Source organism: Streptomyces sp. SID9727 (assembly GCF_010550605.1).
Lineage (GTDB): Bacteria > Actinomycetota > Actinomycetes > Streptomycetales > Streptomycetaceae > Streptomyces.
In genome coordinates, this window is the sequence record NZ_JAAGNI010000182.1 from 52254 (window position 1) to 65556 (window position 13303).

Annotated in this window: 10 protein-coding genes; 7 read left to right on the plus strand and 3 right to left on the minus strand. The window is 71.7% G+C overall.

Annotated elements, in window-relative coordinates; translation table 11 throughout:
- Positions 1-8 precede the first annotated feature (8 nt).
- Positions 9-1160, minus strand: coding sequence for a PQQ-dependent sugar dehydrogenase (locus G3I41_RS12380; protein WP_203600858.1), 1152 nt, complete (start codon positions 1158-1160; stop codon positions 9-11).
- Positions 1161-1425: 265 nt separating this feature from the next.
- The gene (locus G3I41_RS12385) at positions 1426-2382 is read right to left on the minus strand and encodes an aldo/keto reductase (protein WP_164400269.1); all 957 of its coding nucleotides are present in this window, start codon (positions 2380-2382) and stop codon (positions 1426-1428) included.
- 175 nt (positions 2383-2557) lie between these two features.
- Between G3I41_RS12385 and G3I41_RS12390 the strand changes: the two genes are divergently transcribed.
- From G3I41_RS12390 to G3I41_RS12420, 7 genes are all read left to right on the plus strand, one after another.
- Complete coding sequence (locus tag G3I41_RS12390; protein ID WP_164400260.1) at positions 2558-3520, plus strand: 2-hydroxyacid dehydrogenase; 963 nt, start codon at positions 2558-2560, stop codon at positions 3518-3520.
- A 281-nt stretch (positions 3521-3801) separates the two neighbouring features.
- Positions 3802-6657, plus strand: coding sequence for an EAL domain-containing protein (locus G3I41_RS12395; RefSeq protein WP_164400261.1), 2856 nt, complete (start codon positions 3802-3804; stop codon positions 6655-6657).
- Positions 6658-6872: 215 nt separating this feature from the next.
- Entirely contained in the window at positions 6873-8729 is a 1857-nt protein-coding gene (locus G3I41_RS12400; protein WP_164400262.1) for an acetolactate synthase large subunit, read from the plus strand.
- A gap of 22 nt (positions 8730-8751) precedes the next feature.
- Positions 8752-9279, plus strand: a complete 528-nt coding sequence (gene ilvN, locus G3I41_RS12405) for an acetolactate synthase small subunit (protein WP_018553223.1) — start codon at positions 8752-8754, stop codon at positions 9277-9279.
- Between the two features lie 115 nt (positions 9280-9394).
- Positions 9395-10396 carry a ketol-acid reductoisomerase gene (gene ilvC / locus G3I41_RS12410; RefSeq protein ID WP_018102506.1) on the plus strand — a complete coding sequence of 334 codons (1002 nt, stop codon included), beginning with the start codon at positions 9395-9397 and terminating at the stop codon, positions 10394-10396.
- A 215-nt stretch (positions 10397-10611) separates the two neighbouring features.
- Positions 10612-12204 carry a phosphoglycerate dehydrogenase gene (gene serA, locus G3I41_RS12415; protein ID WP_164400263.1) on the plus strand — a complete coding sequence of 531 codons (1593 nt, stop codon included), beginning with the start codon at positions 10612-10614 and terminating at the stop codon, positions 12202-12204.
- 86 nt (positions 12205-12290) lie between these two features.
- Positions 12291-12887, plus strand: a complete 597-nt coding sequence (locus tag G3I41_RS12420) for a TetR/AcrR family transcriptional regulator (protein ID WP_164400264.1) — start codon at positions 12291-12293, stop codon at positions 12885-12887.
- 3 nt (positions 12888-12890) lie between these two features.
- Here G3I41_RS12420 and G3I41_RS12425 read toward each other — a convergent pair.
- A partial coding sequence (locus tag G3I41_RS12425; protein WP_164400265.1) for a helix-turn-helix domain-containing protein occupies positions 12891-13303 on the minus strand: 413 nt, incomplete at its 5' end.

Genomic DNA, 13303 nt, shown 5'->3' on the forward strand with positions numbered 1-13303 from the left:
GACAGCCCTTAGGTGACCCGCACCAGCAGGATCCTGTCGTCCCCCGGCTTCGGCGTGCCCCGGCTGTCCGTCTCGCTCGTGACCAGCCACAGCTTGTCGCCGCCCGCCGCGAGGACCGTGCGCAGCCGGCCGTACTCGCCCTCCAGGAACGCCTGCGGGTCGGCCAGCGGCTCCTTCGCCGCCCCGTCCTCGCGGGAGAGCGGGACGCGCCACAGCCGCTCGCCCCGCAGTCCCGCCATCCAGATGGAGCCCTTGACGTACGCGATGCCGCTGGGCGACGCCTCGGAGGTCTTCCACTGGGCGACCGGGTCGCGGAAGCCCTCCTCGTGCGCGGTGCCCTCGACGTCCGGCCAGCCGTAGTTGCCGCCCGGCTCGATCAGGTTCAGCTCGTCCCAGGTGTCCTGGCCGAACTCGGAGGCCCACAGCCGCTTCTCCGCGTCCCAGGCGAGACCCTGCACATTGCGGTGCCCGTACGAATACACCACGGAGTCGCCCTCCGGGTTGCCGTGCAGCGGCTCGCCGTCGGGCGTCATCCGCAGGATCTTGCCCGCCAGGGACTCCTTGTCCTGGGCCCGGCCCTCGTCGCCCGTCTCGCCCGTGCCCGCGTACAGCGCGCGGTCGGGCCCGAAGGCGATCCGGCCGCCGTTGTGGATCTGGCCCTTGGGGATGCCGCGCAGAATGGTGTCCGGGGCGCCGAGCAACTGGCCGGGGGAGCCGTTCTCGTCGTAGATCATGCGTGCGATGCGGTTGTCCGACGCGGTGGTGAAGTACGCGTACACCTGGTGGTCCGTGCCGAAGTCGGGCGATACGGCGAGGCCGAGCAGCCCGCCCTCGCCGGCCGGGGCGACCCCGGGGACCGTGCCGAGGAGCTTCTTCTTGCCGGTCTCCGCGTCGATGCGGGTGATGGTGCCCTTGTCCCGGGAGCCCACCAGGAGGTCACCGCCGGGGAGCGCGGCCAGCCCCCACGGGGAGTTCAGCCCCTCGGCGAGCGTCGAGACCACCTTCGCCGAGCCCTTGGCCGGGGGCTGGTCGGCCGGGGGGCGCGAGACGGACGGCGACGGGGAGGGGGACCCGGAGGCCGGCCCGGAGGGGGAGTGCGCCGGTGAACTCGCGCCCACCGGACTTCCCGTGTCCCCGTCGGAGCCGCACCCGGCGGCCATCAGCAGGGCCCCGGCCGCCAGCACGGCCACCGCACCCCGCCGTGCCCTGGGGCCGCCCCGGCCCCGCCCCGTACGCCCCTCGGAGCCCTGCACTGATCCCAACACCACACCTGTCCCTTCAACGGCCGCCTGTCCCCCGTTCTTACACCGAGCGGGCGCGGACCGGGGCGCTTTCCGGTCCGGCGGAGGCCGTGCGTCCAGGGCCTGTCCGGCGGATCTTCGCGGGCTGATCCACGGAGATCCGCCGGACAGGTTAAGGATCAAGCTAGTCCCAGGACTCGCGCGGCGCCGGCAGCCGGTCGATCTCCGCCAGATCGTGCTCCGTCAGGGCCAGCCCGGACGCGCCCGCGTTCTCCACCGCCCAGTCCTCCCGCTTCGTTCCGGGCACCGGCACCACCTGGGGCCCCTGGTGCAGCACCCAGGCCAGGGCCACCTGCGCGGGCGTCGCCCCGTGTCGTTCGGCGACCCGGCGCAGCCCCACCACCAACGGCTGGTTCGCCGCCATCATCTCGGCCGTGAACCGGGGATGCCGGGCCCGCAGGTCCTCCGGTTCGAACCCCTGCCCCGGCGTCAGCGTCCCCGTGAGGTAGCCGTTGCCCAGCGGCATCGCGGCCAGGAATCCCACGCCCCGGGCCGCGCACCACGGCAGCAGCGACTCCAGCGCCTGCGGCGACCACACCGACAGCTCCGCCTGCACCGCGCTGACCGGGAACACCTGCTGCACCCGCTCCAGTTGCCGGATCGTTCCGTCGTGCGTCCGGGCGCCCGAACGCCGCGACGCCCGCGCGCCGACCGCGCACAGGCCCAGCGCCCGCACCTTGCCCGCGCTCACCAGCTCCGCCATCGCGCCCCACGTCTCCTCGACGGGTACCTCGGGGTCGGCGCGGTGGAGCTGGTAGAGGTCGATCACATCGGTCTGGAGCCGCCGCAGCGAGGCGTCGCAGGCCCGGCGCACGTATCCTGGCCTGCCGTTGGCCACGATGTGCTGATCCCCCACCAGGAGACCGCACTTGGTGGACACGAACGCCTCGGCCCGACGGCCCTTCAGCGCCCGCCCCACCAACAGCTCATTGGTGAAGGGGCCGTACATGTCGGCGGTGTCGAGCAGATCGACGCCCGCGTCCAGCGCCGCGTGCACCGCCCGCAGCGCACGGTCGCCCCGCTGCTGCGAGGCGCTGTACGCCCAGCTCATCGGCATGCAGCCGAGACCGACCGCACCCACGGCGAGCGCCGCCGCACCGAGACTCCTGCGCTCCAACTCCCCGAACCCCTCCCTGGGCCGTGTCCGTGCGGTCCCGTCCGGCCTCCGGGCGTGCGACGGGACCGCACGGGCACGGCCTCGCACCCACAACAACCTAACCTCTGCGTCCCGGAGGGCTTCGCATAGCCTCCTGACCATGACTTCCACCACGCATTCCGCCCCCGCCCCCGAGGTCTGGCTGCCCCTCCCGGCCGACGGGATCGAAGGGCTCCCCGAGGGCCTGACGTACCACTTCTGGGACGGCGGGAAGGACTACCCGGCCGACCCCGCCGACTGCGCCTACTACGTCGTCCCCTACATGAAGGGCATGGAGGTCGCGGTCCGGCCGCTCGGTGCGATGAGCCGCGTCCAGGTCGTGCAGACGCTGTCGGCGGGCACCGACCACGTCGAGCCGGGCCTCGCCGGACTGCACGCGGGCGTGCGGGTGTGCAACGCCAAGGGCGTCCACGAGGCGTCCACCGCCGAGCTGGCCCTCGCGCTGATCCTGGCCTCGCTGCGCGGCCTCCCCGGCTTCGTGCGCGGCCAGGACGACGAGGAGTGGCGGTCCGGCTTCTACCCGGCGCTCGCCGACAAGTCCGTGCTGATCGTGGGGTACGGATCGATCGGCGCGGCCATCGAGGACCGGCTCGCGCCGTTCGAGTGCGCGCGGGTCGCACGCGTCGCGCGCTCCGCACGGACAACCGCACGCGGCCCCGTACACACACTCGACGACCTCCCGGCCCTGCTGCCCGAGGCCGACGTGGTCGTCCTGTCCACCCCGCTGAACCCCTCCACGCAGGGGCTGGTGGGCGCGGAGTTCCTCGCCGCGATGCGCGACGGGGCGCTCCTGGTCAACGTCGCGCGGGGCGGAGTGGTCGACACCGAGGCCCTGTTGTCCGAACTCCGGTCCGGCCGGCTGCGCGCCGCCCTCGACGTCACCGACCCGGAACCGCTGCCTTCCGGCCATCCCCTCTGGCATGCTCCGAACGTCCTCATCACCCCGCACGTCGGCGGCAGCACCTCCGCGTTCCTGCCGCGAGCCAAGCGGCTGATCGCCGGACAGCTCACCCGCTTCGCCGCGGGGCAGCCGCTGGACAACGTCGTACGCACCACCGGCTGACCACGCAACGAGCACGTCCGGCTCCCCTCCGTGGCCACAACTCCGCAGGTCGTCACGGAGAGTAGAGGAACTATGTCCCTGAGTGACGAGTCTGGTGTATCGTCCCGAAAGGGGTGTCGCGCCGTGGCAGGGACGGCGCCGGGGAGCCAGTCACACGCGAGGGGGCGACGGGCGATGGACGGCCGATGGGCGAACGATCCGACACGACGGGGCCGACGACGGCGGGCGGAGGGCCCGGTGAGCCGGCGCCGCAGCCGGCCGGGGGCCTCGGGAGGCCCGCGGTGAGCGCCCCGGCGAGCACCCGCGGAGCGTTCCTCGCCCGGCAGTCCGGGCCGGGCCGTACCTCCGCGCTGCTCCCGCAGCTCGTCCTCGGCCTCGTCTGCGGCGGTTACGCGGTGGGCGCGGCCACCGGCTGGGGCTCGGCCCAGGTCGCCCTGTTCATGGGGGACTTCGGCCTGAGCGCCGCCGCCCTCGCCGCCGCCGTCTCCTGCTTCCTCTTCGCCCGCGTCGCCGATCCGAGGTTCCGCCCGGCCTGGCTGCTGTTCGCGCTCTCCTCGCTGATGGCCTGCGCGGGCAACGCCGTCTGGGGCTGGTACGAGTGCGTGCGCGAGGTCCGCGTCCCGAGCCCGTCCCTCGCCGACGTCTTCTTCCTCTGCTTCGCGCCGCCCGCGATCGTCGGACTCCTCGTCCTCGCCAAGCGGCCCGTCACCCGCGCCGGCTGGGTCTGCCTGGCCCTCGACTCCTGGCTGATCGGCGGCTCGCTGCTCACGCTGTCCTGGAGCCTCGCCCTCGCCCACACCGCGCACGTCGCGGACGTCGAGGGCGACAGCGTGGCCCGCGCCGCACTCTCGCTGGCCTACCCGCTGCTCGACATCGTGCTCGTCTCGATGGTCCTCGCCCTGCACTTCCGGCGCTCCAGCGTCAACCGCGCCGCGGTGAACACCGCCATCGCCGCGCTCGCCCTGACCGTGCTGTGCGACGCCCTGTTCACCTCGCCGCTGCTCCGCCAGACCTACCACTCGGGCCAGTTGCTCGACGCCGGCTGGTTCGCCGGCTCGCTGCTCCTCGCGTATGCCCCCTGGGGTGCCGCGCGCGACGCGGAGAACGCCGTCCGGGACCGGGCCGAGGGCGAGGACCCGGGCGTCCCGCCCACCGCCAGCCGCCCCATCGCCGGCTCACTGGCCGCGCTGACCCCGTATCTCGCCGCGGCCGTCTGCACCCTGGGCATCCTGTACAACGTGATCGAGGGCCGCCGGGTGGACCGCGTCGTCGTCCTCACCGGATGCGCGGTGGTCCTCGCGCTCGTGGTCCGCCAGGGCATCATGCTCCTCGACAACATCGCCCTCACCCAGGAACTGGCCCAGAAGGAGAACCACTTCCGCTCCCTGGTGCAGGGCTCCAGCGACGTCATCATGATCGCCGCGCCCAGCGGTGTCCTGCGCTACGTCAGCCCCGCCGCCGCCGGTGTCTACGGGCGGGACGCGGACGAGCTGGTCGGCGCCGAGCTGTCCTCGGTCATCCACCCCGACGACCTCGGCCGCGTCGTCCACGAGGTCCGGCGCTTCCTCGCCGCCCCGCCGGGCGAGGAGCCCGCCACGCGCATCGAGTGCCGTTTCCGGTCCGGCTCCGGCGACTGGCTCAACGTCGAGTCCACCGTCAACCGCCACCAGGGCGGCCTGCTCCTCAACAGCCGGGACGTCACCGAACGCGTGCGGCTCCAGGCCCAGTTGCAGCACAACGCCGAACACGACCCGCTCACCGACCTGCCCAACCGGGCCCTGTTCACCGCCCGGGTCCGCCAGGTGCTCTCCGGCCGCCGCGCCGGGGACGCGGGCACCGCCGTCCTCTTCATCGACCTGGACGGCTTCAAGGCGGCCAACGACCGGCTCGGCCACCAGGCGGGCGACGAACTGCTCGTCCAGGCCGCCCGCCGCCTCCACGAGTCCGTCCGCTCGGGGGACACCGCCGCCCGCCTCGGGGGCGACGAGTTCGCCGCCCTCATCGTCGGCGACGCCGGCCGCGAGCAGGACGCCCGCGAGTGCCAGGTCCACGAGATCGCCGACCGGCTGCGCCTCACGCTCTCCGAGCCCTACCGCGTCGGCGACGGCGAGGTCCGCGTCACCGCCTCCATCGGCGTCGCCTTCGCCGAGCCCGGCATCACCCCCAACGACCTCATGCGCAACGCGGACCTCGCCATGTACCGCGCCAAGGCCGGCGGCAAGAACCGCGTCGAGCTGTACGCCCCGCAGATGCAGGCTGACGTGGTCCGCCGCTCCGAGCTGGCGACCCGGCTGCGCGGGGCCCTGCGGGACGGCGAGTTCGCGCTCCTCCACCAGCCCGTGGTGCACCTGGCCACCGGCCGGATCGCCGCTGTCGCCGCCCAGGCCCGCTGGCGCTCCGCCCAGGGCATCCTGTTCACGCCCGCCGAGTTCCTGCGCATCTCCGAGGACGGCGACCGCACCGCCGAGCTGGGCCGCTGGCTCCTCGAAGAGGCCGTCGAGCAGGCCGCCGACCGGGCCAGGGCGGGCCACCGGACGGCGGTGTCCGTCCGGCTCCCGGCCCGGAGGCTGCTCGACCGGGGCTCCCCGGCCGGTTCCGTCGAGGCGCTGCTCACGCGGCACGGGCTGCCGTCCGGGGCGCTGATGATCGAGGTCGCGGACAGCGACCCCCGGGTTCCCTTCGAGGAGCTGGAACAGCGCCTGGCCGCGCTGCGCCGGCTGGGCGTGCGGATCGCCCTCGACGGCTTCGGCAGCGGCTACGCCGCGATCAACGCCCTGCGCCGCCTCCCGATCGACGTGCTCAAGCTGGACCGGGGCCTGGTGGAGGGCGTCGTGGAGTCGGCCCGGCTGCACAAGATCACCAGCGGGCTGCTCCGGATCGCCTGCGACCTCGGCATGCAGTCCGTGGCCGACGGCGTGGACGTCCCGGAGCAGGTCCTCGCCCTGCGCGCCATGGGCTGTACGCACGGCCAGGGCGCGGCCTTCTCGGGGCCGCTGGACGAGTACCGGCTGCGCCGCGCCCTGGTCCGCGGGACGTTCCCGGTGCCCGCCGGAATGCCCGCGCAGCCGGTTCTCACGGGGGGCGCGGTCCCGTCCCTGACCCGCTCACATGGTGAGACACCCGTCCCACCCACTTGACACTCCGCGTGCGTCGGAGAGAGGGTCAATGCCATGCGCACCCGAATTCTCGTACTTGGAAAGCGCGTCGGCTGAAGCAGGGTCCCTCCATGACACCCTGCGGACCGCACCGGCGCGCTCCCCTCGCTTGCCTCACGGCACGAGGGGTTTTTTGTTGCACCGGACCAGGCAAAACGTCGTAAAACACTCGCAAAAACCTCAGCTTCGAGAAGAGAATGCCGATGACCGAGCAGGCCACAGGGGCCCACCATCCCCAGCCGCGGGCCCGTACCGGCGGATCGCCCGCCGCCTCCGTTGAGCACCTCACGGGCGCGCAGTCCCTCATCCGCTCGCTCGAGGAAGTCGGGGCCGACACCGTATTCGGCCTCCCCGGCGGCTGCATTCTCCCCGCCTACGACCCGCTGATGGACTCCACCCGGGTCCGTCACATCCTGGTCCGGCACGAGCAGGGCGCGGGTCACGCGGCCACCGGCTACGCGCAGGCCACCGGCAAGGTCGGCGTCTGCATGGTCACCTCGGGCCCCGGCGCCACCAACCTCGTCACCCCGATCGCGGACGCGGCCATGGACTCCGTTCCGATGGTCGCGATCACCGGTCAGGTGGCCTCCGGCGCCATCGGTACGGACGCCTTCCAGGAAGCCGACATCTGCGGCATCACCATGCCGATCACGAAGCACAACTTCCTGGTCACCCGCGCCGAGGACATCGCGCACACGATCGCCGAGGCGTTCCACATCGCCTCCACCGGCCGCCCGGGCCCGGTCCTGGTGGACATCGCCAAGGACGCGCTCCAGGCGAAGACCACCTTCAGCTGGCCGCCGGTCATGGACCTGCCCGGCTACCGCCCGGTGACCAAGCCGCACGCCAAGCAGATCCGCGAGGCCGCCAAGCTCATCACCCAGGCCAAGCGCCCGGTGCTCTACGTGGGCGGCGGCGTGATCAAGGCCGGGGCCACCGCCGAACTCAAGGTGCTGGCCGAGCTGACCGGAGCGCCCGTCACCACCACCCTGATGGCGCTCGGCTCCTTCCCCGACAGCCACCCGCTGCACGTGGGAATGCCCGGCATGCACGGTGCGGTCACCGCCGTCACCGCGCTCCAGAAGGCCGACCTGATCGTCGCCCTCGGCGCCCGCTTCGACGACCGCGTCACCGGCAAGCTCGACAGCTTCGCCCCGTACGCCAAGGTCGTCCACGCCGACATCGACCCGGCGGAGATCGGCAAGAACCGCGCCGCCGACGTCCCGATCGTGGGCGACGCCCGCGAGGTCATCGCCGACCTCGTCCAGGCGGTCCAGGCCGAGCACACCGAGGGCAACACCGGCGACTACAGCGCCTGGTGGAAGGACCTCAACCGCTGGCGCGAGACCTACCCGCTCGGCTACGACCTGCCCGAGGACGGCAGCCTCTCGCCGCAGCAGGTCATCCAGCGCATCGGCGAGCTCGCCCCGCCGGACACGATCTTCGCCGCGGGCGTCGGGCAGCACCAGATGTGGGCCTCGCACTTCATCCAGTACGAGCAGCCCGCCACCTGGCTCAACTCCGGCGGCGCCGGGACCATGGGCTACGCGGTCCCCGCCGCGATGGGCGCCAAGGCCGGCATGCCCGACCGCACGGTCTGGGCGATCGACGGTGACGGCTGCTTCCAGATGACCAATCAGGAGCTCACCACCTGCGCCCTGAACAACATCCCGGTCAAGATCGCCATCATCAACAACGGCGCGCTCGGGATGGTCCGCCAGTGGCAGACCCTGTTCTACAACCAGCGGTACTCCAACACCGTGCTGCACGCGGGCCCGGACGGCGAGACCCCGCCCAACAAGGGCACCCGCGTCCCGGACTTCGTGAAGCTCTCCGAGGCCATGGGCTGCTACGCGATCCGCTGCGAGGACCCGGCCGACCTGGACAAGGTCATCGCCGAGGCGAACGCGATCAACGACCGCCCGGTCGTCATCGACTTCATCGTCCACGAGGACGCCATGGTGTGGCCGATGGTCGCCGCCGGCACCTCCAACGACGAGGTCATGGCCGCCCGGGGCGTCCGTCCCGACTTCGGCGACAACGAAGACGACTGAGAGACAGAGAGAGACCGACTCCATGTCCACCAAGCACACGCTCTCCGTCCTGGTCGAGAACAAGCCCGGTGTCCTGGCCCGGATCACCGCCCTGTTCTCCCGCCGCGGCTTCAACATCGACTCGCTCGCGGTCGGCACCACCGAACACCCCGACATCTCCCGCATCACCATCGTCGTGAATGTCGAGGACCTGCCCCTGGAGCAGGTCACCAAGCAGCTCAACAAGCTGGTCAACGTCCTCAAGATCGTCGAACTCGAGCCGTCCGCTGCGATCCAGCGCGAGCTCGTCCTGGTGAAGGTCCGCGCCGACAACGAGACCCGCTCCCAGATCGTCGAGATCGTCCAGCTGTTCCGCGCCAAGACCGTCGACGTCTCGCCCGAGGCCGTCACGATCGAGGCGACCGGCGGCGCCGACAAGCTGGAGGCGATGCTCAAGATGCTGGAGCAGTACGGCATCAAGGAACTCGTCCAGTCCGGCACCATCGCCATAGGGCGCGGCGCGCGCTCGATCACCGACCGGTCCCTGCGCGCCCTCGACCGCACGGCGTAAACCCCCGGGACCCGCCGTCCTGCCGACGCCGCTCGTATGGCGAGACCCGAAAACGTATCTGACGCACCCCGCCGTACGGTGGGACGCAACACCTGCACACCAAGGAGAAGACCCAGTGGCCGAGCTGTTCTACGACGACGATGCCGACCTGTCCATCATCCAGGGCCGCAAGGTCGCGGTCATCGGCTACGGCAGCCAGGGCCACGCCCACGCGCTGTCGCTGCGTGACTCGGGTGTCGACGTCCGTGTCGGTCTGCACGAGGGTTCCAAGTCCAAGGCCAAGGCCGAGGAGCAGGGCCTGCGCGTGGTGACCCCGTCCGAGGCCGCCGCCGAGGCCGACGTCATCATGATCCTCGTCCCGGACCCGATCCAGGCCCAGGTCTACGAGGAGTCCATCAAGGACAACCTGAAGAAGGGCGACGCGCTGTTCTTCGGCCACGGCCTGAACATCCGCTTCGACTTCATCAAGCCGCCGGCCGACGTCGACGTCTGCATGGTCGCCCCCAAGGGCCCGGGCCACCTGGTCCGCCGTCAGTACGAGGAGGGCCGCGGCGTTCCGTGCATCGTGGCCGTCGAGCAGGACGCCTCGGGCAACGGCCTGGCGCTCGCCCTCTCGTACGCCAAGGGCATCGGCGGCACCCGCGCCGGCGTCATCAAGACGACCTTCACCGAGGAGACCGAGACCGACCTCTTCGGCGAGCAGGCCGTCCTCTGCGGTGGCACCGCCGCCCTGGTCAAGGCCGGTTTCGAGACCCTGACCGAGGCCGGTTACCAGCCGGAGATCGCCTACTTCGAGTGCCTGCACGAGCTGAAGCTCATCGTGGACCTCATGTACGAGGGCGGCCTGGAGAAGATGCGCTGGTCCATCTCGGAGACCGCCGAGTGGGGCGACTACGTCACCGGCCCGCGCATCATCACGGACGCCACCAAGGCCGAGATGAAGAAGGTTCTCGCCGAGATCCAGGACGGCACCTTCGCCAAGAACTGGATGGCCGAGTACCACAACGGTCTGCCCAAGTACAACGAGTACAAGAAGGCCGACGAGAACCACCTCCTGGAGACCACCGGCCGTGAGCTGCGCAAGCTCATGAGCTGGGTCAACGACGAGGACGCGTAAGCCCCGAGCCCCGGGGGCGGGTCACCCCCGCCCCCGGGGCCCACGCACTCGTGCGGGTGATCCTTCCCAGGGGCGCTGATCGGGGTCTCGCGCATGACTACACTGCTCCACATACACGCGTCAGGCCCACAGTGTCGTGCGTCTTCCACGCGGCAAGCCCCTCCACGCCTGCGGCCGTCGGGACGGCCGTCCGCACTGGATCTGTGAGGACTCACGTGAGCTCGAAACCTGTCGTACTCATCGCTGAAGAGCTGTCGCCCGCCACGGTGGACGCCCTGGGCCCGGACTTCGAGATCCGGCACTGCAACGGCGCGGACCGCGCCGAGCTCATCCCCGCCATCGCCGATGTCGACGCCATCCTGGTGCGCTCCGCCACCAAGGTCGACGCCGAGGCCATCGCCGCCGCGAAGAAGCTGAAGGTCGTCGCCCGCGCGGGCGTCGGTCTGGACAACGTCGACGTCTCCGCCGCCACCAAGGCCGGCGTCATGGTCGTGAACGCCCCGACCTCCAACATCGTCACCGCCGCCGAGCTGGCCTGCGGCCTCCTCGTGGCCACCGCGCGCCACATCCCGCAGGCGAACACCGCCCTGAAGAACGGCGAGTGGAAGCGCTCGAAGTACACCGGCGTCGAGCTCAGCGAGAAGACCCTCGGCGTCGTCGGCCTCGGCCGCATCGGCGTCCTGGTCGCCCAGCGCATGTCCGCCTTCGGCATGAAGATCGTCGCCTACGACCCCTATGTGCAGCCCGCGCGTGCCGCCCAGATGGGCGTCAAGCTCCTCTCGCTGGACGAGCTGCTGGAGGTCGCCGACTTCATCACCGTGCACCTTCCGAAGACCCCGGAGACGCTGGGTCTGATCGGCGACGAGGCGCTGCACAAGGTGAAGCCCACCGTGCGCATCGTCAACGCCGCGCGCGGCGGCATCGTGGACGAGGAGGCGCTGGCCTCCGCGCTCAAGGAGGGCCGCGTCGCCGGCGCCGGCCTCGACGTGTACGCGAAGGAGCCCTGCACGGACTCGCCGCTCTTCCAGTTCGACCAGGTCGTCTGCACCCCGCACCTCGGCGCCTCCACCGACGAGGCCCAGGAGAAGGCGGGCATCGCGGTCGCCAAGTCGGTGCGCCTCGCCCTCGCCGGTGAGCTGGTCCCGGACGCGGTCAACGTCCAGGGCGGCGTCATCGCCGAGGACGTGCGCCCCGGCCTGCCGCTCGCCGAGAAGCTGGGCCGGATCTTCACCGCGCTGGCCGGCGAGGTCGCCGCCCGCCTCGACGTCGAGGTCTACGGCGAGATCACCCAGCACGACGTCAAGGTGCTCGAACTCTCCGCGCTCAAGGGCGTGTTCGAGGACGTCGTCGACGAGACCGTCTCCTATGTCAACGCCCCGCTGTTCGCGCAGGAGCGCGGTGTCGAGGTGCGCCTCACCACCAGCTCCGAGTCGCCCGAGCACCGCAACGTGGTCACCGTCCGGGGCACCCTGGCCGACGGCCAGGAGGTGTCCGTCTCCGGCACGCTGGCCGGCCCCAAGCACCTCCAGAAGATCGTCGCGATCGGCGAGCACGACGTGGACCTGGCGCTCGCCGACCACATGATCGTGCTCCGCTACGACGACCGCCCCGGCGTCGTCGGCACGGTCGGCCGGATCCTCGGTGAGGCCGGTCTGAACATCGCGGGCATGCAGGTCTCCCGCGCCGACGTGGGCGGCGAGGCGCTGGTCGTCCTCACCGTGGACGACGACGTCCCGGCGGCCGTGCTGACCGAGATCTCCTCGGAGATCGGCGCCGCCTCGGCCCGCTCGGTGAACCTCACCGACTGACCTCGCGGACCTCACGGGTCCCGCCCGCACCCGGTATGTAGACGCGCGTCTTACACAAACGTCTGCATGCCGGGTACGCTGCTGTCATGGGACATCGTGAGGATCTGCTCGAAGGCGCCAAGCGCTGCCTGCTGGAGAAGGGGTACGCGCGCACCACGGCGCGCGACATCGTGGCCGCGTCGGGCACGAACCTCGCTTCCATCGGCTACCACTACGGCTCCAAGGACGCGCTGCTGAACCTCGCGTTCATCAAGCTGACCGAGGAGTGGGGCGAGCGGTTCACCCCGGACGGGGAGGGCGCCGAGGGGGCGACGGCGGAGGTCCCCGCCGCGCCGCTCGACCAGTTCCGCGAGACCTGGGAGCGGGTGATCGGGACCTATGAGCAGACCCGGGCCGTCTGGCAGCTCCAGATGGAGATCATCTCCCGGCTCGACTCCGACCCCGAGCTGCGCAAGGCCCTCATCGGACCACAGCAGGCCGGACGCGAGGGACTCGCCGAGGGCATGCTGGGCATCGACCCGGAGACCGACCCCGAGCGCGCCCGCGTCGCCGGCCTCTTCATCCAGGCCCTTCTGGCCGGGGTCATGGTCCAGTGGCTGATGGACCCCGATTCGGCCCCGTCCGCCCAGGACCTGACGGACGGCCTGAAGGCCGTCCTGGAAGGGCGCGGCCCCGCGAGCTGAGCCTCAGAGCCGGGCCGCCTTCAGGGCCATGTGGAGCAGCAGCCGGTCCTCGCCATCGTTCAGGTCGAGGCCGGTGAGCTGTTGGACGCGGGAGAGCCGGTAGTACAGCGTCTGGCGGTGGATGCCCAGCTCGGCAGCGGTCCGGGACGCCTGGCCCGCGCAGTCCAGGAACACCTCCGCGGTGCGGGCCAGGTCCCGCTGCGCCGGGGTCAGCAGCGGGCGCACGGCCGGATCGGGCAGGGCGTCCGGGGCGAGCGCGGTCAGCGTGCGGTACGGGCCGATGGCCGTCCAGTCGGCGACCGGGCCGTACCGGGTCTCCGCCGCCGCGGCCCGGGCCGACCCGGACGCCTCGTGCCAGGCGTCCGACAGCTCCGCGAGGCCCCGGCGCGGGACCGCGATCCCTGCGGTGGCCGTCG

Coding starts and splice junctions, on each gene's coding strand:
- G3I41_RS12380 (WP_203600858.1), bottom strand. CDS start 1,160: ATGGCCGCCGGGTGCGGCTCCGACGGGGACACGGGAAGTCCGGTGGGC.
- G3I41_RS12390 (WP_164400260.1), top strand. CDS start 2,558: ATGACTTCCACCACGCATTCCGCCCCCGCCCCCGAGGTCTGGCTGCCC.
- G3I41_RS12400 (WP_164400262.1), top strand. CDS start 6,873: ATGCCGATGACCGAGCAGGCCACAGGGGCCCACCATCCCCAGCCGCGG.
- ilvN (WP_018553223.1), top strand. CDS start 8,752: ATGTCCACCAAGCACACGCTCTCCGTCCTGGTCGAGAACAAGCCCGGT.
- G3I41_RS12420 (WP_164400264.1), top strand. CDS start 12,291: ATGGGACATCGTGAGGATCTGCTCGAAGGCGCCAAGCGCTGCCTGCTG.